This is a genomic window from Methanosarcina mazei S-6, from assembly GCF_000970205.1.
In the GTDB taxonomy this organism is placed as follows: domain Archaea; phylum Halobacteriota; class Methanosarcinia; order Methanosarcinales; family Methanosarcinaceae; genus Methanosarcina; species Methanosarcina mazei.
In genome coordinates, this window is record NZ_CP009512.1 from 2,340,629 (window position 1) to 2,362,225 (window position 21,597).

The following is a 21,597-nucleotide window of genomic DNA, read 5'->3' on the forward strand; positions in this document are numbered from 1 at the left end:
CAGTATATTTTATCCGGGATTCGGGTTTTACTGCACTTGATATTATTTACCATTTGATATTGAGGAATCAATTTTCCTCAAAACTCGAAGCATTGTTTCAAGGCTATTTTCAAAATCCCGGAAGTCCTGCTCCCCAGCTAACCCCAGGAGCTCCACAGACATCTCCTCGCTTATTTTATTCAGTATTTCGGAACACTTTTCCCCTTTTTCAGTCAGGGAAACGAGGACTTTCCTGCGGTCTTCAGGGTCGTTATTTCTCCGGACAAACCCTTTTTCTTCAAGAGAATCCACCATCCTTGAAAGGCTGCTGCGGTCCATGCCCATATATATCCCTATAGTTGAGGGCATAATTTCCTTTTCCAGCCCGATTATCATGAGGGCAGCAGGTTGATTTTTGCTGAGTTCTTTAAGTTCGGCGTTTTTGGATGCAGCTATTTTTTTAAAAAACATTTCTTCAAACAATTTGCTGTGAAGTGCCCGGAATTCAAGGTCCATCAACCTTATCTTCTTAATTCTTTCGGGGTCCATTTTTCCTCCAGGGTCCTAAAGCAGGAGTTAATAATATACCGGCAGGTGAAATTTGATTATAGTAGGAAGATAGTTCGTATTTGGATTGATGAAAATTCATCAAAAATGTAGTAATCGAGACGATTCAATACTATTTAAAAATATCCATCAGCAAAATTTGCCTGCATTTTTGGAAGAAATGCTCCTCATTATCAAACATTGGGAAAAGTAAGGTGATGAGAGTATAGTTGCACCTGAAATATTGTGCTTTTTTCCCGTTGCCAGAAACAGATTTATATTAGCCCTCTAAAAATGAATACAGAAGTGTAAATTTCAGGAATGCCTGGAAAATCAGATACTTTTCATTGTTTGATTATTCGAAATTTATGGAGCCCCGAATATCCGAAAAAATCTAATCACTTAAAGTCCCTGAAGTCGGAATCTTAAAAGTGAAATGCTGAGAAGGTTGAACTTGCCTGAAACTTTGCAGGTATGATGTTCCTGAAAACCTGGCAGTCTGGTAAGATAAGGGAGTTTATCCAGATGTATGAACTGAAAATTGCTTTAAGGCAGATATTATCCAGAAAAAAGCAGACCCTTTTTGCTATACTTGCCGTTGCTCTGGCAGTTGCCGTTATCACAGTGATGATGGCAATGCTTTCAGGTTTTCAGGACGAGCTTGTAAGGTCAAGCATCGAAAATAACCCCCATATCGTTATCAGTCCTCAGGATGAGGGAGAAGAGTTCATCCATCTTTACAGGTACACCTCAGCTTTAATTGCTAAAAAAGAAGGGGTTATAGCCGTATCCCCCAAATACCTGGGCCAGGCTGCGCTTGAATATCGGGACAATGCCGAAGGTGTTTCACTTCAGGGAGTTAACCCTGAATCCGAAGAGAACGTTATGAGGGTAAATAAAGACGTTATAGAAGGAGACCTCCTGACCCTTGTCCATACGAAGTACGGAATCCTTCTCGGTGACAGGCTTGCGGAAAATCTTGAGGTCCATATAGGGGATAGGGTGGACGTTGTTTTTCCAGGATCGCAGACAACTTCCTTTAAGGTGGTAGGCCTGGTTCATACCGGTACTGCTGCAGATGAAACCATAGCCTATGCAAGACTGGATTCAGTACAGGACTTTTTCAATGAACCCGGAGTAGTAAGCACCATAGGGGTAAGGGTTGCAGATCCTTACCAGGCAAACGTTATCGCATCTTCGATTGAGAGGGAAACCGGGCTGAATGCAGTAAGCTGGAGTGAAGCAAACGCCGAAATCCTCGGGCTTCTGGAAACCCAGATGGTTTTTGTAAATATTTTTTACCTCCTCATTTACGGGATTGCAGGCTTTGGGATTGCAAACACCCTTATTACCATTGTTGCCCAGAGGACAAGGGAAATAGGAATCCTGAAAGCTATGGGAGCCTCGCAAAAAAGCATAATGGTGATATTTATTTTCCAGTCACTGGTTCTCGGAGCCATAGGCCTGGTCCTCGGCACGGTTCTGGGTTATATTACAATTGTTGCGCTTCAGAACTATAAAATAGAGGTCCCTCAGGAGATGTATTTCGGGCTTCAGACCCTGCCCCTTGAAGTAGAAGCACTCAATTTTGTATATGCCGCTTTCTTTGCTTTCATCGTCAACATCCTCTCAGGGATTTATCCTGCGCGCAAAGCCTCAAAACTCGACCCTGTAAAAGCTATTGAAAGCGCCTGAAAAAGAGAGATTATGAAAGCTATCGAGAGTCCCTGAACAGGAGAGATTATAATCCTCAACAATTTAAGTTCTGAAATGGCCTGATTCGTCAGAGAATTCCTATCATTTCCAGCCCCACGTAGATCATGAGAAGTACAAAAAGATGCTTCAGGTACTCGGGATTTACGATATGAGCTATATCTGCCCCTTTTCTTGCCGCAAAAAAACCGGGAATTGCCAGCAGAACCCAGTTAAGAAGATTTATATATCCAAGGGAATAAGGCGGAAGTCCAGGCTGGCCCCATCCGTGGATTATGTATCCAAGTGAGCCTCCAAAGGATGTGAACATTATTACCGCAGCCGAAGTCCCTACAGCTTTCAACATGTCAAAATGCAGGAAAATCAACATAATGGGGATTCCAATTACTCCTCCTCCTATTCCGAGAAGCCCGGAAAAAAAGCCTATGAGGATACCGGCAAAGATGTAAGAGAGTTTTCTGGTGCTTATCTCTTCTGTTTCTTTTGCAGCAGGTGTTTTATAGGTCCTGACCGCTCCGATAATGACCACAATACCAAAGGTTGTGCTCAGTACGGATGCAGGAAGATAAGAGGCTACAGCCGAACCCCCGAAACTGGCAACCGACCCGAAAATTCCCATAAGAGTTGCCTGCCTCCATAGCACAGCCTTCTTCCGCTGGTACTTCAGAGTTACACTGATGGAATTTAACAGGATTACAAAAAGGCTTGTTCCGAGAGCTATCCTTATGGCAATGTCAGGATGAAGCCCGTTTTCCTGCAAAAGCCAGTACTGGACCGGGAACATAATAAAACCCCCTCCTACTCCCAGCAAGCCTGAAATCACACCTGTAAATGCGCCTGTGAGAAAGAGGGTTACAATATAAAGAGGCTCTACAGAAGTCATTTTAATATCCTGATTTTCAGTATTCTATTTTCGGGATATAAGGACAGTTCTCAGGTTAAGGACATTCCTTTAATTAAGAAATAACTCGGATTAAGAACAGGTTTCAGGTCTCTTTTTACATGGGATTTGCAGCTTATTTGAGTTAATAGTATCGTACTGGAAATATACAGTACTGCCGCTTATCGTTAGACGGAAAAACCCGGAGCTTGCAGAGAAGTCATACTTGAAGGGATAAATCATGGGTTAAGAGGGTGACTGTTTCTCTTAAATAATTTACCCATGAAAAGTCTTTTTTTCTGCGCAACAGATATTTAAAATGAATTGTAAGTTATTATCCAGAAGCAGGTTTACAAACGTTTACCATAATCAGTTAACCATACCGGCTTTATAATTCTACGAAAACCGGGTTAAAGAGGCGCTTTTATGATAAAAATAGATTTACACGGTACATACAACCTTTATTATGCGATTCTTGGAATGCGGAACCCCATGAATTCCTGGCACCTTATGGACAGCAGCGAGCCTGATCAGGCAGGGAACTGCACAATCGGGGAAAAAGACCTTAACCTTGCCCAGCGTCTGACTCTCGCAGGAAACGAGCACGGCAAGTTTCTCCGGTTCATTACGGTCTGTTTTGACCTCACAGCTCCCCTTTACTGGTGGAAAGAGTTTGATACATACAAGTTTACGGAAAAGAATTCAACCTCAACAATGCATAAGCTTACAAGCAGGGACCTTGCTCCTCATGATTTTTCTTTTGATGAGATGACCGAATACAGGAACACACAGATAAGACACCTGAATGACCTTATCAAGGCCTACAAATCGCGTGAAGGAGACAGCGAGGAGGACAATGCTTACCGGAAAGCAGTTTTCAGGGAGCTTGTTCAGGACCTTCCGAGCGCTTACATGCAGAAGAGGACAGTCATAACAAACTATGCCGAACTCAGGAACATTTATTTCCAGCGCCGCCACCACAAGCTTGATGAGTGGAGAGAGTTCTGTGACTGGATGAAAGAAAATCTTCCTTATGCACGGGAACTTATCTGCATAGAAAAAGATTAAAACAGAAGATGGATATGAAAATAACAGTTAAAAGTAGTTTTTCAGGGTTTTAAAAACCCTGTTTCTATCTTCTATTTCAAATTTTTTTAAAATTCCCTTTTATCTATATCAGTATAATATATTATAAAATATATTGTAATATGCTACAATATACTATAATATACTATAATAGACTATAATAGACTATAATAGACTATAATAGACTACAATATAATATAATATAATATAATATAATATACTACAATACGTCACATTATTATTTTAATAGTCTATTGGATTTATTCCATTTTTGATATTTACTTCCACGCCGAACTAAAAATAGTGAGTTCAGGCTGCAATATCAAAAGGATAAATTTCCTCCCATCTATCTCCTGTAAACGAACTGATGCCTCCTTCTTCTATCCTCATCTGCATTGTGTCCCCTCCCAGTCTGATAGTTATAAAGTCTCCACATTCGTAATAATCGCATTTAACAGGAGAAGAATTCCCGTATCGCAAAAAGGCAGTGCCGCAGTCATACAGAACGAGATAATCATTACCTGATTGGAATTTTCGCTTCATGTGGGGGTCTCCATGACTTCGAATTCTCTTGTAGTGCAAATTATTAAATTTATTTTTAATGTATTGTTATATTTCTTTATTAATTTTTTGCCTGTGTTATATTTCTCCTCTATTTAACCGGAGTGGAGTTCTTCCAGATAACCCGAATAAAAAAATAATATATAGATGGATTGATACCTAGATAAAAATAACATATAGATTAATTGATAATCCAGAAGAATTGAGATAAAAAGAATAAAAAAGGAGATAGACAGCCATAATCCAGGTCTACTTTATTACTTTTAATGCTTTTTTAAGGTTTTTCTTCCTGTTTTCAGCTTTCAACACCTTTTTTCAACTTTTATTCTCTTTATAGTAAGATCGCCAGAAAAACTGGCCTGAAATTTTACATTATTTTTTAAGTGAGATTCCTGCTTGGGAATGATATCTCCGGGCTTATTAGATATTTTACCTTTATGCAGGTCTCAAATAGAATACCTGCAGCCTAAAAAACGCAAAGGTTATAGGGCTGAAAGTTTTTTCTATCTCTTCACCTTTACTTCATATTCCCATAGCCGCCGGTAAAACCTGTTGATAAGTATGAATCCTTAAACTTGAAGGATAAAAATCATGACAGAACTGAAAAAAACAGTAACTCTGGGGCGAGGTGTGGTCCTTGCAATTCTTATGGTCATAGGTTCGGGACTCCTCGGACTGCCCGGTCTGGTCGCCGATGCGGGAACGGTTCAGGAAGTAGTTTTCGGCTGGCTCCTGATTATCCTGGCTGCAATGCCTCTTATTCAGATCTGTGCAGAACTTGGAAAGAAATTCCCATATTCAGGGGGACTTTTTCATTATGCCCGTGAGGCTGTAGGAGAATGGGGAGGATATGCAGTAACCGCTCTCGTCTGTGGTTCCTTCATCCTTGGAGAACCGGCTGTTGCCCTCATTGGCGGAGAGTATCTTCAGCATATCTTTGGCCTGTCTGATTATGGAGTGCATCTGCTGGCTTTTCTCATTATCACAGCCATGACTCTTATAACGGTTGCCGGAGTCAGGCTTGTTTCATTTTTCAACTACGCAGCGGTAGTCATACTTTTGTTCCTGATTGCAGCACTTACTTTCTATAACTTCAATTTCTTTTCCTCGGGGCTGGTTTTTTCAATAAATGCTCTATTTGAAGGCATATCAGGAATTACAGGCATGGTTTTGGGAATTTCCGGCTCCGATAGTCCTGTCCATTTTCCTGACCCTTATAATGTCTGGAAAATTTCTGCCCTGCTTTTCTGGGCTTTTCTGGGCTGGGAGAATATGTCATTTGGGCTGGGAGAACTACAGAATCCCGAAAAAAATGTTAAGCGGGTTTTCTGGCTAAGCTTCGGGTTGACAATTTTTATTTACCTGATGCTTGCAGCCACAAGTATAGGAGCAGATGCTGACGGAATTCCCCTTAGCGGGGCTTCCGGGCTTGTGGAGCTGGTTAAATTTACGCCTCCGGGAAATTTGCTTATCTGGCTGATGGGCGTAGTTATCATTGCCAATGTGACCTGCTGGAATTTTGCTTCAAGCCGTCTTGTCTACGCATCAGGAAAGGAAGAAGTACTTCCGGCTTTTCTGGGTAAAATTTCAAAACGGGGACAGCCCATGGCAAGCATCTTGAGCATGTATATTGCTTTTGTGCTGGTGCTTCTGATAACCTGTGTGTTCGATATTTCAGTTTCTTCCCTGCTCATGCTTGTGAACCAGAATTTCCTCTTCCTTTACGGCTTTATTCTGCTCTCTTACTGGAAGACAGAAACCGGCTGGAGGCGCTGGGTGTATTCGGGTTTTTCCTTCCTTTCCATTTCCTTCCTTGTCTCGGGCTTTACCTGGAAAATTCTGTATTCTGTTGCTCTTACAGGAATCGGGTATTACGGTTTTGTCAGGAAAAACGCAAAGAAGAAAGAAAAGGAAGAAAAAGCAGCTTATACGGCTTATTAAGGTCTGCAAAACCGAACCTTTAAATCAATTTCTACTTAACCTGTAGTGGCGAATATATATAAGTAGCACAAAATATATTTGCTGATAAATATTCGTTAATAATATTTGCTGGAACTTTACCGGACACATGTAAGAGGAAAAATGAGAAAACTGGAAAAAACAATCACGCTCAGGAGGGGACTGGGACTTGCAATCTGCATGCTTATCGGGACAGGCATTCTGGCACTTCCCGGTCTTGCGCTCGATGCCGGCAGCGCTCATGAAGCGATTCTTGGCTGGTTCCTGATTGCCCTTATTGCAGTACCTCTTATACAGATCTGCGCCCGCCTGGGCCTGAAATTCCCTTCAACTGCAGGACTTGCAGGGTATGCCGAAGAAGCCGTGGGTCCCTGGGGAGGGTATGCAGTCTCGTATCTTGTAGGCGGTTCTTTCTTTTTCGGGCTTCCTGCTGTTGCTCTTATCGGCAGCGAATACATGAAGCAGCTATTCAGCCTGACAGAGACAGGAGTAGCCCTGTTTGCAGTCCTTCTTGTAACATTAATGTTTATCTCAAACCTGGCAGGAATGAAAGCAGTATCCATGATCAACTATGCGGCTCTGGCTGTTTTATTTCTGCTTACGGGACTTCTCATAGTTTTTAACCTTGATTTCCTGGGTTCGGGACTCGAGCTTGCAGGTGAAGTTTTCAGGGGCAGTGAAAAAATAGACCTTAACAATGTCTGGAAAGTCTCAGCACTTCTTTTCTGGGCATTCATTGGCTGGGAAAACCTTTCTTTTTCCCTCGGGGAGATTAAAGAACCCGAGAAAAACGTGCCTTTACTTTACTGGTTGAGTTTTGCACTTGTAACCTCGATTTATATTGTCCTGGCTCTCATAAGTACAGGAGCAAGCGCCTCAGGTGTCCCCCTGGAAGGGGCTGCGGGTCTTTCAGGACTTGTCCTTTTTACTCCCGGTGGAAGCCATCTCATATGGCTCATGGTGATAGTAATTGCAGCAAACGCCTGTTCGTGGAACTTTACTGCAAGCCGCCTTCTTTATGCCGGGGGCAGGACAGGTGCCTTCCCTGATGTTTTTGGCAAGCTTTCAGGGAAGAATATCCCCGTATCCAGCCTTGTGGGGCTGTATGTCCTGTCAATTTTACTCATCCTCGGAACTTACGTTTTCAAAATCCCTGTGTCAGCCATGATGCTGCTCGTAAACCAGAACTTCGTCTTCCTCTATGCCTTTATCATTATCGCCTACTGGAAAACAGAATCTGGCTGGCAGAAATGGGTTTTTTCGGTTCTCGCACTCCTGTCTCTTAGTTTTCTGGTCTCAGGTTTTACGTGGAAAATCATTTACCCTGTCTTTTTGATAGGGCTTGGATACTGGAGATTTCTCGGGAGAAAAAATTCCGAAAAAACCATTTCCTCCAGAAAGGAACACGTAATTCGGGAAGAAACCCAGGAAATACCCTGCCTTACCCGGCATCAGGAACAATAGTAATTCTACTGTTTCTACTGTTTCTACTGTTTCTACTGTTTCTACTGTTTCTACTGTTTCTACTGTTTCTACTGTTTCTGCTGTCTCTGCCGTCTCTTCGGTCTTCGCTATCTAAAAATTCAGCGGTTTCAAAAATGTTAGTATGGACTTCTAAAAGGGCTGCAATATTTTTGGAACGCCTGCAAAAATTTACAAAAACTTTGGCATGAAAATCTTCTGACAGAAAATTATAAATGAGTTGACTTCTGAAAATAATGCAATAGTTCCAGGCAGTTTACAATACGTGCAGGAGCCTGATCAAATGTCATTGATAAGTGTTAAAGACGCACCAGGAAAAGGTAGAGGCGTATTTGCACAGAGAGATCTTAAAAAAGGTGAATTGATAGAAACCTGTCCGGTCATCGTTCTTCCCCCTGAAGAAGTAAATACTCTTGAGCTTACCCGGCTCTACAATTATTACTTCGCATGGGGAGCCGATTCAACAGCAGCAGCGATTGCTTTGGGCTACGGGTCCCTTTACAACCATTCCTACACCCCAAACGCAAAATACCAGAAAGACTTCAACAACGGCCTTTTAAAATACGTCTGTATAAAAGATATAAAGAAAGATGAGGAAATTACCATAAACTATAACTGTGACCCTGAAGACAAAACCCCGGTCTGGTTTGATGTTGCAAGCCAGAACTGATTTTTTGTATCATAAATTATTATGGTACCATAGAATAGTATGGCATCATAGAATAGTATGGCATCATAGAATAGTATGATTTCAACATTTTTTAATTTTAATTTTTAATTTTAATTTTTAGTTTTAATTTGACTTTCTGTAGTATTTTTATTCCATAGCTACATTTAAAGAACCTATCCGGGTTTTTCTATGAATGAATTAGAGATGATCGAATAAATATAGATAATCAAACTTTATTAAAAAATAGACAAAAGGATTTAAAATAATAAGAGGATTTAAAATAATAAGGGGATTTAAAATAATAAGGGAATTTAAAAATGGGAAATATACTTTTCGATGCCCTAAAACTCAGTCTGTTAGAAACTTTCTGTGTCACAGGTGCTCTGATCCTCACAGGCATACTCCTTGGGATACTTGAGCACAGAGCCAACTTTTATATCCAGAGTATTTTCGGCATGAAAGGAATTATGCTCACATCCTGGATAGGCACTCCGATTCATGAATCAGGCCACCTTCTCATGTGCTATATTTTCAAGCACAAAGTAAGTGAATTCAAACTATTTACCCTGAAACCCAGGGATGGAGTACTGGGATACGTCAACCACAGCTGGAACTCAAAAAGCCTTTATCAGAATATAGGGAACTTTTTCATAGGCATGGGTCCCATATTCAGCGGAACCGCAGCCCTTATCCTTGGAATGTACCTTTTCCTTCCTGATTCCTTTTCCACGTTTTCAAATTATTTTTCTTTTGAACCCGGACAGCCCGATTCACAGACGTTAGCGGATATTTTCATGCTGACAATCCAGCTTTTTAAAAGCATTTTTACTGCAGAAAATCTGGCTTCCCCCGGTTTTTTGATTTATTTTGCTCTTGCAATTGCGATTTCCTCCCACATAGCTCTGAGCAAAGAAGACCTTAAAGGAGCAGGGAGAGGCCTGATTACTATCTTTTTCTTCATTTTACTTGTAAATGCCTTTGCCCTGCTTCTCAATGCCGATTTTTCCGGCTTTTTTATGAGGATCCTGGTTCTGAATATTTATATGCTTGCGTTTTCAATGATTTCAGTTGTTTTTTCTTTAATCAGGCTGGTTTTAAGTGCTTTTGTTTATATGCTTGTTTCCAGAATCGCTTGATGTGAAGCAATTTTTTCTTTAATTACCGGATTCTTTCATCTTCGATGCTATCTCCACAGCAAGCGGATGGGGTATTCGACTGGATAAACTTGGCTTATTTCTAAGCATGCTATAACCAAAATCAAACATGGGTATGTATAAAATGGTCTGTCTATTTATCTTAATCATAAGTATTACATCCTTATAAAAAAAGACTCATTTGCTTCCAATGTAATTTTTGAGTGCTGATTTCTTAACTCTGACGCTACTCGCAAATTGAAGATATTGCCTTCATAGGGAATTATTGGACTGGGTGAATTAATGAGCGGAAATAATTACAAATCAATATGTTTCGTTGCTATGCCCTATGGCAAGAAAACTGATTTGGCAACTGGAACTGAAATCGATTTTGACAAAATATACGAATTGGCCATAAAACCAGCAATTGAGGAAGCGGGACTGGAGCCACTGCGTGGTGATGAAGAGCTAACCGGGGGGATAATTCATACTACAATGTTTGCCAGACTATTACTTTCCGAATATGTGGTGGCTGATTTAACTCTTTCCAATCCGAATGTATTTTATGAACTGGGAATCCGTCACGCCGTCAAACCATTTACTACAGTGCCCATTTACGCCAAAATACATCCTTTACCTTTTGACGTGGACATGATTAGGTCAATTGGTTATAACCTAAAAAACGGTATTTTATCAAAAGAGGCAGCTGAAAATCTAAAATCTGAACTTATGAAACGTATTCAACAAGCGATCAACGGTCCTCAAGCAAATGACAGCCCACTATTTGAATTGATCCCGAAATTTCCAGCTATCAAGCTGCCATATGAAGTAACATACTCTTTTAGAGAACGAGTTAGCCACGACAAAGAATTCCATGAACGTCTTGACAGGGCCAAATTAAAACCATCTAATCAGGAACGATGTGTGGCCCTTCTAGAGATTCAAGAAGATTTAGGTGATCTGAAAGGAACTCAAGCTAGTATACTCTTAGATCTGATGCTCTCTTTTCGCAGTGTGGAAGCCTGGAACAAAATGACGGATCTATGCGAAGCTTTTCCGGATTATTTAAAAAATAATATCTTTGTACGTCAGCAGTGGGCCTTTTCACTAAATCGACGAAACAAACCGGGAGATAGGGATAAAGCTGTTTCACTTCTCACAGAGGTTATGAAAGAATATGGTCCCGATCCCGAGACTCTTGGTATATTAGGGCGCATACACAAGGACCGCTACCGTGAAGCAAAAGAGAAGGGGAGCATTATAGCTTTAGCTGCCCTGGACGAATCAATCTCTACTTATGTTGAGGGCTTCAATTCAGATCCTCGTGATTACTATCCGGGCATAAGTGCTATTACACTACTTATCGAGAAAGGCGATAAAGAAGCTTTGAAAAAGGCGGAACAGCTAGCTCCGCTCGTAAGTTTTGCAGTGGCTCGCCGTGGTGGTGCCAGTTCCAATAACTACTGGGATCTTGCTACGGTACTCGAACTTAATTGTATAAGCTGTGATTGGGTTTCTGCAGTAAACGTTTTACCAAAAGTTCTAGACAAAGCAAAAGAATCATGGATGCTAAAGTCCACATCAGACAATCTTAGAATGTTAAAACAGGCTCGTATTTGCCAAGGTCATAATATAGAAAAGCTTCAAGAGATTATCAAAGAATTCGAGAAATGTATATGATTTAAAGTAAGTGGATTGACAAAGAGCTTGAAATTGCAGAGTACTTCGGAAGATCTATAATTGCTGTTGAACTTGGGGATCAGAAAGAACATCGAGAATTGTAAAAAAGCATGTTGATAGGATTGTAAAACGGGACACTGAGTCGATAGTTGGTGCAATAAGGGACTGGGCATAAGGTGATGGAATCATGAGAAAGGCATTGGTTATAGGAATCGATAATTATCCATACGATCCATTAGAGGGCTGTGTAAATGACGCTGTATGTGTAGCCAGTCTGCTGAAAAAAAATGAAGATGGATCCCCCAATTTTGATGTTAGATTAATTACAAATCCTTCAGACAGGCAGGATATTCCCACAACAAGAAGGTTAATTGATGAACTTTTTGAAACACATAGTGATGTTGCGTTATTTTATTACGCGGGTCATGGTTTGTTAAAATCTACAGGTGGGTATATTATTACATCAGATTTTAAAACACATAATGAAGAAATACCTATGAGCGAAATCCTTGGGCTTGCAATAAACTCAAGAGCTAGAAGTAAAATCATTATCTTAGATTGTTGTCATGCGGGCTCCTTTGCGGAATCAAATCTTGGAAACTCAAGTATTTCCAATTTATGCGATGAGTTGACAGTAATTACAGCTAGTCGTGACATCGAGTCTGCAGATGAAATAGGTGGCCATGGAGTATTCACTTCATTATTAATAGATGCACTTCAAGGGGGAGCTGCAGATATTCGGGGACATATCACAGCTGGAAGTATATATGCTTACATAGATTCTGCTCTTGGTGCCTGGGCACAAAGGCCTATTTTCAAAACAAATGTTTCCAGATTTGTACCAATCAGAAGCATAAATCCAAAAATACCACTTGAAAAGCTGAGACGAATTCCCAAATACTTCCCAAAGCCTGAAAATGAATTTAAATTGGATCCTTCTTATGAACCTACCTCAGAGAAGGCTATTGCTTTTAAATGTGAAATATTCAAGGATTTACAAGATTTTGAATCTGAAGGTCTTGTAAAACCTGTGGATGAGGAGCATATGTATTATGCTGCAATGAATTCAAAATCTTGTAAGTTGACAGCTTTAGGATATCACTATTGGAGATTAGTCAAACAAAACAAACTATAATTTCATTTGGGCAAGAATTAATGCTCAAATCTTTATTGTCCAGCAATCAGGCTGGGTTATTTACTCACTTAATATGAGATGATCGTCTTACTCCTTCAGATTTAAACTTGCCTTTATACAGATGTTTTAATAATCGGCCTTCAAAATCGAATTCCTTACTATTTTATCTATTGCTACGCTTCTATATATCAAAACGAAAAATTTTTAATCGTTTGTGAAATGATGGTTTCTAATCAAAAGCTGATGGGATCAAATCTAATTTTAAATTTCCGCATAATCGCAAAAGAGTTTTTAAAATGGTTCTATGGAAATTCCAGTGTTTCTTAGTTATGCAAAACCGTTCAATCAAAAACAAACAAAATTTATCCGCAAAGTTGCAGGACATTTAGTAGAAATCGGCTTCAAGCCGAGAACTCTAGGAATTACCGACAATAGTACTTCAGCACCATTAATCAAAATAAGAGAGATAATAAATGAATCTCATGGGCTATTATCAGTTGCATTTAGGCGAGGTTTTATAGAAAAAGGAGTTGGTAAACCTAATACAAATCTGACAGGACATACACAGTACGATATTTCTCAAAAATGGATTACAAGTCCCTACTGTCAAATTGAACCTTCCATGGCTTTCCAAATAGATATGCCCATCTTGATTTTTAGGGAAAAAGGGGTTATTGATGATGGTATTCTAGAAAACGGTGTTGTTGGTTCCTATATACCTGAATTTGATCTTGATTCCTCAATTGATCAATATTTTGAATCTTCTGAGTGGAATCAGTTAATAATTGAATGGAAAAAGTCTGTGCTAGAATATAAAAGATGGAAACAGTTCAAATCAAATGTGCTTGTTCACCACATAATAAGTTGCTGCATTTGTGAAGAAAAAGGGATAACATTCGATCATTTGTATAAGGCATTCAAAATGTCTATAGATAGAGAAGGTCTCAATCATTACGAAATATTTGCGGCAATTATCGGTGCAGATGAGAGTTTTGAAAGTAGATATAAGATTCCGAATCATTCGCTACAATCTGATTATATCTTAATTTGCAATAATGTTTTCAAAGATTGACCATTCAATTTCAATATTTTCCGAGGTAAAGGGACGGGATTAAAATCCACTCTCTTTCCCGGTCATCCTTTCAATCTCAATCTTAATCACACACAGCCTGTTAACCTTCCATTCTTCAAACTCAAAAGGTCCCTCCATTCCGTAATGCTCTGAAAGCACAGTAAGCCCCCTGACTTTTTCGTCGTAATCTTCCAGAAACTTTGCCTGCCCGTGCCCAATAACACTCCTGTAACGGACATTGTATTTGCAGGGGTCATTAGCAGTAATAAGTTCTGTTTCGGCGGCGGCTTCAAAACAGACCCTGGGGTTCTTTTTAAGGATCTCAATTTTCCTGCCTTTCTGGGAGCTGTGGAGATAGATAGCGTTTTCCTTATAGCCGAAAGACATTGGGACGATGTACGGCGTTTCGTCATCAGAGAGAGCGATGCGGATAAATTTTGCTTTTGAAAGGATGTCTTCGATTTGCTGCCTGTCAGATATCAATTTCTGGTCGTGTCCTCATATTATTGAACAGGAACTCTAAATGTTAATAGTTCCTTTAAACTCCATATGTGATCAGTTATTCCTTCTGCCATAGCTGGAGTCCTTTGAAACCATTTTCTGTTTCCAGAATCTATTTTTAGCCTTAGAGACTTATGAGGTTTTATAAAGTTATACCATGCCTGGAATAAATCAATAGCTTTCTGATGCATCCTTTTGGTTTTACTGAAATTCATTCCTTTTCTTATAAATCTTGCAAGAGATGTCCTTATCGTAAGGTTAATCCTTTCTGCATAAGAAGTTCCAATATAACTATCCGCATCAGCTCCAAGCATTTCGAATATCTCATCAGGATCTCCAAAGATGATACGTTGAACTGTTTCAACTACATAATTTTTTACCTTTTTCTTCAATACTTTGACATATTTTAAATCGTCAGGTGGAACCAGTTTAGGTAGCGGTTTTCTTCCGATACCTTTGTATTGTGGCAACTCGATTTTACCATAAACGTTTATAAGTGCTTCTTCAAAGGCATCCCAATCATCTGAGGTAAATACAGGAATAGGAGAAGATGTGGAACGCATCTTCTCAACTTCTTTAAATAACTCTATAGCATCCTCAGCACTACGTTTTCCTTCATGATGAGAAAGGAGCAATCTTGTGTCACTTTTGATTGCTGTAAGTGAATACACATCCCCACACTCTTCAGAATCCTCGTCAGTCACATTTTTTTGCTTTTTTTTATATATGACCAGATCTCATCAACCTCTACTCTCGTAAGATTAAGATTTTTGAGGAAATAAGTTGTAACTTCTTCTGCATGGGTTCCTGCAATCTCAAGCCATCTACAAATAGTGTCTTTACTATGTCCAGTAGCTCTTGCAACTCCACGAATACTGCCTTTTTCAGGAAGCATAGCTATTGTCCTTAGAACTTCTTCATCTGGAGTGTTTAATTCGAAAAATATTGTACCTTTGGTTTCACTAAAACATTTTTTACAAGTTTTACATTTAAAAAGAGCATGGTTATTTTTACCATATCTTTCTTTAAGGACTATATTCCCTTGATTTTTAATTCCATAATCAGTGCAGTCTTTGTTCCAGCAAAAAAATTGTGAAAAATCGATTTCAGAAGTGATTAAGATGCCCCCAAATAATAATAGATTCAAGATTATATAAAACTAAGTCAATGATTTGAGGACACGACCCAATTTCTGGCTTCCCATTTTTTTCACCTGAAAGAGATAATTTGTGAAAAATTTTATAAAGCTTACTAAATTCTATAAAGCTTACTAACCTGATAACTTTTCATTTATATTTTAGATATTGCATCTAAAACAATAATTACATCTAAAACAATATTAGATAAGATAAAACTTGAAAAAAAGACATGCTCAGCTTTTATAGGCTGGTTTATTAATAATTCTTCTGCAATCGGTTTTCAGAATTTCTCCACGCTCCGATGCCGAATAGTCAGAAAACCCATGACAACTCTTAAGTATAAGATTCTTCTTCTACTCTCCTAATGTTAAGTTCTACCACAAAGTACACGGAATCCGATTTTCCTGTATCCGTAGTAACTGTAGTAGTGGTAGTACTATTCGCTTGAGCAAGAAAAAGAAATCATTCTGGCTCAAGTGTGCTGTTTTTGGTTATTATACTGAATAGTGCATTCTGTGCCAGTTTTGTTTCTTTCCGGGTGTTTTAAGATGAAAGAAATGAATGGAGCAGAAGTCCTGATTAAGTGTCTGGAGGACCTTGGTGTCAAACATATCTTTGGCTATACGGGAGCAGCAATACTTCCGGTATTCCATGCCCTCAGGCATAGTGATATTGAGATTATAGTTAATTCCAATGAGCAATCTGCAGCATTCAGCGCGGCAGGCTATTCACGGTCAAGTAACCGGGTAGGTGTGGCTATAGTTACATCCGGACCTGCCATAACTAACACGCTCACGAGTGTTGCTGATGCTTATGGGGACAGCATTCCCCTGCTTGTATTTGCAGGGCAGGTCCCTGAGCATAAGATAGGCACCGATTCCTTTCAGCATATTAACGTAAGAGGTATCTTCAGGGATGCAGCCAAAAAGGTCATACAGCTCTCCAATGGTGATGACATAGAAACCATAATCAAGGATGCCTATTACTTTTCAAAGTCAGGAAAACCCGGACCTGTAGTCATAGATTTTCCTCTTGACAAACAGATAAAAAACCATGAGTATCATGGTATGGACGTCAAAAGGTTCGAGGGAAGTTATCATGATGATAGACATCTGTCTGAAGGCCAGTGTGAAAATTTTTTTAAGCTGCTGCTCAACTCCAGAAGGCCCCTGCTCTATCTCGGAGGCGGTCTGAATTCTGAGTCAGGAAGCCAGGCAGTCAGGGAATTCAATGAGCTTTTCGGAATACCTTCTGTCAATACACTTATGGCAAAAGGCGTCGTTGACGAAAGGCATGACCTGAACCTTGGAATGCTGGGAATGTTCGGTACACCTTATGCGAACATGCTCATACAGGAGAACGACTTATTCTTCGCCATCGGAGTAAGATGGGATGACCGGGTTGCGGAAAAGGTCGGGTTTGCAATAGGCACTGACATAGCTTATATTGATATTAATCCTGAGAAAATGCATCAGATAAAAATCGAGCGCAGCCCGAAATTCACATTCATAGGAGATGCTGCCACAGCGCTACGCGACCTGCTGAACTATGCCAGGAAGCATAATATCCGTCTTGATATTCGGGAATGGCAGATACGTGCAAGATACCTGAAAAAGTCGTGGCCTCTGAATTACAACAGATCATCCGAATACATACAGGCTGCCAAGGTAATTTCAATGCTTGCAAACCACGTTGACGAAAGCACAAAGATAACTACTGGTGTAGGTAACCACCAGATGCTTGCAGCTCAGTACCTGTCAATGCAATGCCCAAAATCTTTCATGACTTCCGGCTCTTTTGGCACAATGGGCTTTTCCCTGCCCACAGCAATTGGTGTCCATTATGCGAACCCACATTCAGGAGTCATAGCAATCGATGGTGACGGCAGCCTGAGAATGAATCTGGGAGAACTGCATACAATTGCATCACTGGACCTTCCAATCAAGATTCTCATGTTGAATAACAGAAGCGATGGTATGGTCCAGAACCTTCAGGATGCAGCTTATGAAGGAGTACGCACAGGAACACAAAGGCCAAAAGATGTGAATTTTGCAGAGATTGCAAGGTCATTTGGTTTCAGTTATGCAGAGAGGGTAAGCAACAGAAATGATTTGAATGTGAAAATGGAAGCATTTATTGATGCAGAGGGACCTTGCTTCCTGGAAGCCTGCACAGACAGGGAAGAGGTCCTGTATCCGAAGGTTCCGGCTGGAGGGTCTTATAAAGATATGATTCTGGGTCCTTACATTAAATCAACTTGACATCTAAGGACTATCTTCTGGAGACGGAGGAGAAACAGAAAGCAGAGTTTCAGTTACGGATAAAACAGTTCCGGATATTCAGGAAATTTTATTAATTTCAAATCCTCCGGTCTCACATTTTACCAGCTTCACTCTGCCTCCAGAACTTTCCTTATCCTGCTCCATCTCCACAATATACGTATAATCCGAGATCTGCGAAAGCCCGCCTGCTCCGCTGCCTCCGACGATCAGGGAATAGACCTTTGCGTTATACTTCTTTTTTGCCTCTTCCCAGCGAGCCAGGACAAGTTCATCAGAAATTTCAGACTTCCCGTCTGTAATAAAAAGCAGGTCTGCGCCCTGAAAATCCTTTTCTTTAAGGGATTTAAGGCCTGAAGCGAGCGCGGTATTGAAATCTGTCCCGCCGCCGAAGGTGTAGAGAAGGAAGTTAAGAAACCTCTCTGACATCTTTTTTCTATTGCTGAGCTCGATTTCAAGGTGCTGGCTCGTAGAGGCAAAAAGAATAACCTTCATGTCCCGCTGCTGGGAGAGCATCAGCTTTGCCATTGCAAGCACTGCAGACTTTGCAAGGGTCTGGGGAGTCCCGTGCATTGATCCCGAGGTGTCGACGAGCGCAATCATAGGGCCTCTGGGTTTTATTCGGGGAGGGCCTGTGTAGTGTTTGCCAAGAAGCTGGTAGCTCAGGAGTTTTCCTTCAAGCATGTCAGCATAGAATTTTCGCTTCAGAGCAGGGTTAAGGAGCTTTGCGGCTTCCATGGGCAGCAGGCTATTTATCGAGTCCGAAAACCGCACGGTCTGGATCCGGTTTTTTCCAAAAGGAGAATAACGTATGCGCTCAGAAGGAGGGTCAAATTCCTGCCTGCCTATAAAATTTATTATCCTCCTCAGGTCAGGGTTTTTTTCAAAAAAAGCCGAATAGCTTTTCAACATCCTGAGCTGGACATAAAAAGGCTCTTTTTTAAGTTCTTTTACGGAATAACTCCAGCTTCTGCCAGGGAAGAGCAGGGCAAGGGTATCAAACAGGTCCAGGTTTTCTTCCATTTCAGAGATGAACTCCTGCATCCTGCTGTACACTCCTTCCATTATCCCGTCAAGAAAAGCCTGGCTTCCGTCCTGCTGCATGAAGCCGAGGACAGCTTCATAAATATCGGGATTCCCGGAAAAAGAACTTGATCCCGGAGAATCTCCAGATGAAGAGTCATCTGAATAACTTTTTTGCCTCAGGAGGAAAGTTTGTTTAAGGATTTTTTCAAATTCCTCCAGGATGGCTTCTGTTTCAGCATCCAGTTCCTTTAATAATCCTGTTTCCGAATTCCGGCCTCTATTTTCTGAAAAGCGTTCCATAAGGTCATAAATTAAAGGAAGAAGAAGTTTCAAACATGCAACCCCGGCTCCCCTGCTTCGTTTTGCAATCTTCTGAAGCCTGGGCCATGGCCTTGAGTTTTTCAAAGTCAGGAAAATCGGGTAAAAAGCCCCTGCAAGTCCTATAAACTTTTCAGTATCTTTTATCTCATACGGCTGGCCAAAAAGAATTTCAAGTGCGATAACTTCAGCTATTTTTTCACGTAGAGACCTGGGGATTGTCCTGGGATAAGCGATGATGCTTCTCAATTCCCCTCCAAGAAGAAAAGCCGTCTGTCTCTGGACTGAAAGAGAATCATGCCAGAGCCTGTTTCTTGAAAAAAACGAGTAAAACCCTGATGGGGCGCTGTCCAGAGAGCTCAAAAAACCGGTTTTGTCTTCCGTTCCAACACCTCAATAACTGACAATACATCAATAACTGACAATACATCAATAACTGATCAGTATATCAATAACTGACCAACACCTCAATAACTGACAATACATCAATAACTGACAATACATCAATAACTGATCAGTATATCAATAACTGACCAACACCTCAATAACTGACAATACATCAATAACTGACCAGTATCTGATATTGACTAATATCTTAACACCTTAAACAATATTTCGATACCAGTTTTGCTTTTTATCTGAGCTTGAATCTGGACCCGAGCCCTTTTATGAAACCTCCGGCATTGTTTCCCAAATCAGATGCCTGGACTTTTGCTTCCACCTTTGCGGCATGAGAGCCTGAGTGAGAAACTTCAGATAATAGCCCGGAAGATGAAGGTTTTACGGGTACGGATCCTGCAGCCCTACCTCCTTTATCTTGCAGGCTCAGAATATCACGGATTTCAGCTATGAATTCTTCCGTGCCTGAAAGCTCTGAGCTACCGGTATCATGCAGGAGCAGGGCTTCGTTCCTGTCAGCAGTCGAAAGCCAGATGTTTGCCTCCATCAGGTCCCTGAGCAGTTCTTTTTCTTCTTCCAGGCGCTTTTTTACTCTGTTTATCCTGTCAGCCAGGGCTTCGAATTCTATTTCGAAAACCTCTCTCTGGCTTTGAGACAGGGTACTTTTCTTTCCTGAACTCACATGAAGAGATTCAATTTCCCTCACAAGGTTATCGTAAGGGTAAATCCTCGAATTCCCCTCCTGCCTGAGAGTATAGCTGTGGTTCGGGCAGGCAGCGTGATGGACTTCAAGAGTTTCCCTCAGTTGAAACTCTTCCCCGCAGCTGTCGCAGACTACTCTAACAGGGAGTTCGTTTTTCAGGGCAATACTGAGTGCTGTCCTCAAGTCTTCAGCATCCTGGCGGAGCTTTTCCGTATCTGTTCCTCCTGAAACGACGAGCTTAAAAACTGCTTTTCTGATGGTCTCTCTTTCTTCGGGGAGGTTCCAGAGCATGTGCTGGAGCAAAAGAGCCATTGTCCTGTCAACAGCCGAACACCCGCTGCTGCAGGCTGCAACTTTCAAGACCTGGACTATTCTTTTCCAGCGCCTGTCTGAGATCTCTATCTCCTGAAGCTGGAGATTCTTCCTGAGTTCCGTAATTATTATCTCAACATCAGGGTCAACAGAAAGAGAATTTGCATTTTTGCGGAGCTCTTCGATTTCTGAGACCGGAATGCGTGCAGAAGGTCTGAAATCTTCGGGTTCTCTGAAAAGAAGATTTTTGAAGTTTTCATCGTCCTGGATATATGAGAGCCTGTACCTGAACAGGAAACGGTCATAAAGGGCTTCAAGACTTTCGTCTTCTTCCGGAAGTTCATTTGAAGCCCCGAAGACGGACAGCAGGGGAACATCAACTATCTCCCTTCCGTTATGGTATTTTCTTTCATTCAGTATGGTAAGGAGGCTGTTGAGGATAGCGCTGCTTGCTTTAAAGATCTCGTCCAGCAGAGCAACATGGGCAGTCGGGAGGCATCCGTTTATATTTCTCCTGAACTCGTCTTCTTCAAGGGCTTTTAAGGAAAGGGGCCCGAAAATCTCTTCAGGAGTGGAAAAGCTGGTCAGGAGATAATTAAAAAAGTTCCCTCCTTCAATTATCTGGCAGATGCTTCCTGCAAGCTGGGTTTTGGCCGTACCGGGAGGACCGAGAAAGAGAAGGTTTTCTCCTGAAAGGACAGCGAGAAGAGAGCCGTTAATCTCAGCTTCGCGTTCTTTAAAGTATCCTGCAAATTCTGCCTTTATCTCAAGAAGGGTCTCTTTCAGGTTCAAGCCTCCCGGTATTGTAATAGCCATATAACAGTATGGTAATATGGTACTGTAATAGTCATATAACGGTATGGTAGTACAACAGTATGGTAGTGTGGTTATGAAATAATTTTATTGATAAGATAATTCCATAATGAGGTAACGCTGGATAAAAGAGTTTTCGAAAGCTGTTTTCAGTCTTTTTTCTAAGTCTTTAGCCTGATCCTATTTTAAATCTTGCAATTTTCTTTCTCCT

General features: G+C 40.8%; 18 protein-coding genes. 10 read left to right on the forward strand and 8 right to left on the reverse strand.

Annotated features, from left to right (window positions below; translation table 11 throughout):
- Nucleotides 1–42 precede the first annotated feature (42 nt).
- Entirely contained in the window at nucleotides 43–528 is a 486-nt protein-coding gene (locus MSMAS_RS10005; RefSeq protein ID WP_011034758.1) for a MarR family winged helix-turn-helix transcriptional regulator, read from the reverse strand.
- Between the two features lie 522 nt (nucleotides 529–1,050).
- On the opposite strand from MSMAS_RS10005, the gene MSMAS_RS10010 reads away from it, so the two are divergent.
- Nucleotides 1,051–2,220, forward strand: a complete 1,170-nt coding sequence (locus tag MSMAS_RS10010) for an ABC transporter permease (protein ID WP_048038190.1) — start codon at nucleotides 1,051–1,053, stop codon at nucleotides 2,218–2,220.
- An 88-nt stretch (nucleotides 2,221–2,308) separates the two neighbouring features.
- Here MSMAS_RS10010 and MSMAS_RS10015 read toward each other — a convergent pair whose 3' ends face one another.
- Entirely contained in the window at nucleotides 2,309–3,121 is an 813-nt protein-coding gene (locus MSMAS_RS10015; RefSeq protein WP_011034756.1) for a sulfite exporter TauE/SafE family protein, read from the reverse strand.
- A gap of 423 nt (nucleotides 3,122–3,544) precedes the next feature.
- Here MSMAS_RS10015 and MSMAS_RS10020 point away from each other — a divergent pair, with 423 nt between their 5' ends.
- Entirely contained in the window at nucleotides 3,545–4,186 is a 642-nt protein-coding gene (locus MSMAS_RS10020; protein WP_011034755.1) for a hypothetical protein, read from the forward strand.
- A 327-nt stretch (nucleotides 4,187–4,513) separates the two neighbouring features.
- Here the strand turns inward: MSMAS_RS10020 and MSMAS_RS10025 are convergent, their stop codons facing one another.
- Nucleotides 4,514–4,747 (reverse strand): hypothetical protein, encoded by a 234-nt coding sequence (locus tag MSMAS_RS10025; protein ID WP_015412847.1) that lies wholly within the window; start codon nucleotides 4,745–4,747, stop codon nucleotides 4,514–4,516.
- 609 nt (nucleotides 4,748–5,356) lie between these two features.
- Here MSMAS_RS10025 and MSMAS_RS10030 point away from each other — a divergent pair.
- From MSMAS_RS10030 to MSMAS_RS10060, 7 genes are all read left to right on the forward strand, one after another.
- A complete protein-coding gene (locus MSMAS_RS10030) occupies nucleotides 5,357–6,706 on the forward strand; it encodes an APC family permease (protein WP_048038187.1) in 1,350 nt (449 codons plus the stop codon).
- Between the two features lie 141 nt (nucleotides 6,707–6,847).
- Complete coding sequence (locus MSMAS_RS10035) at nucleotides 6,848–8,188, forward strand: APC family permease (RefSeq protein ID WP_048039250.1); 1,341 nt, start codon at nucleotides 6,848–6,850, stop codon at nucleotides 8,186–8,188.
- 301 nt (nucleotides 8,189–8,489) lie between these two features.
- Nucleotides 8,490–8,876, forward strand: a complete 387-nt coding sequence (locus MSMAS_RS10040) for an SET domain-containing protein (RefSeq protein WP_048038184.1) — start codon at nucleotides 8,490–8,492, stop codon at nucleotides 8,874–8,876.
- A gap of 317 nt (nucleotides 8,877–9,193) precedes the next feature.
- Nucleotides 9,194–10,012 (forward strand): hypothetical protein, encoded by an 819-nt coding sequence (locus tag MSMAS_RS10045; protein WP_048040268.1) that lies wholly within the window; start codon nucleotides 9,194–9,196, stop codon nucleotides 10,010–10,012.
- Between the two features lie 300 nt (nucleotides 10,013–10,312).
- A complete protein-coding gene (locus MSMAS_RS10050) occupies nucleotides 10,313–11,689 on the forward strand; it encodes a TRAFs-binding domain-containing protein (RefSeq protein ID WP_048040266.1) in 1,377 nt (458 codons plus the stop codon).
- 187 nt (nucleotides 11,690–11,876) lie between these two features.
- The gene (locus MSMAS_RS10055) at nucleotides 11,877–12,824 is read left to right on the forward strand and encodes a caspase family protein (protein ID WP_048040265.1); all 948 of its coding nucleotides are present in this window, start codon (nucleotides 11,877–11,879) and stop codon (nucleotides 12,822–12,824) included.
- A gap of 304 nt (nucleotides 12,825–13,128) precedes the next feature.
- Entirely contained in the window at nucleotides 13,129–13,896 is a 768-nt protein-coding gene (locus tag MSMAS_RS10060) for a hypothetical protein (protein WP_196296816.1), read from the forward strand.
- A gap of 39 nt (nucleotides 13,897–13,935) precedes the next feature.
- On the opposite strand, the gene MSMAS_RS10065 is transcribed toward MSMAS_RS10060, so the two are convergent.
- Genes MSMAS_RS10065 through MSMAS_RS19530 form a run of 3 tightly spaced genes read right to left on the reverse strand, consistent with a single transcriptional unit; the run spans nucleotide 13,936 to nucleotide 15,544 of the window.
- Nucleotides 13,936–14,379: a pyridoxamine 5'-phosphate oxidase family protein gene (locus tag MSMAS_RS10065; protein ID WP_048040263.1), complete on the reverse strand. Its 444-nt coding sequence runs from the start codon at nucleotides 14,377–14,379 to the stop codon at nucleotides 13,936–13,938.
- Nucleotides 14,380–14,399: 20 nt separating this feature from the next.
- The gene (locus MSMAS_RS18850; protein ID WP_155395171.1) at nucleotides 14,400–15,101 is read right to left on the reverse strand and encodes an IS1 family transposase; all 702 of its coding nucleotides are present in this window, start codon (nucleotides 15,099–15,101) and stop codon (nucleotides 14,400–14,402) included.
- Nucleotides 15,098–15,544, reverse strand: coding sequence for a hypothetical protein (locus MSMAS_RS19530; protein ID WP_011033920.1), 447 nt, complete (start codon nucleotides 15,542–15,544; stop codon nucleotides 15,098–15,100). Before MSMAS_RS19530 ends, MSMAS_RS18850 begins: the two co-directional genes overlap by 4 nt.
- A 540-nt stretch (nucleotides 15,545–16,084) precedes the next feature.
- Here MSMAS_RS19530 and MSMAS_RS10080 point away from each other — a divergent pair.
- Nucleotides 16,085–17,797 (forward strand): thiamine pyrophosphate-binding protein, encoded by a 1,713-nt coding sequence (locus MSMAS_RS10080; protein WP_048046531.1) that lies wholly within the window; start codon nucleotides 16,085–16,087, stop codon nucleotides 17,795–17,797.
- 78 nt (nucleotides 17,798–17,875) lie between these two features.
- Here MSMAS_RS10080 and MSMAS_RS10085 read toward each other — a convergent pair whose 3' ends face one another.
- Nucleotides 17,876–19,522: a vWA domain-containing protein gene (locus MSMAS_RS10085; RefSeq protein WP_048037588.1), complete on the reverse strand. Its 1,647-nt coding sequence runs from the start codon at nucleotides 19,520–19,522 to the stop codon at nucleotides 17,876–17,878.
- 271 nt (nucleotides 19,523–19,793) lie between these two features.
- Nucleotides 19,794–21,389, reverse strand: coding sequence for an AAA family ATPase (locus MSMAS_RS10090; protein ID WP_011034746.1), 1,596 nt, complete (start codon nucleotides 21,387–21,389; stop codon nucleotides 19,794–19,796).
- Nucleotides 21,390–21,597 lie beyond the last annotated feature (208 nt).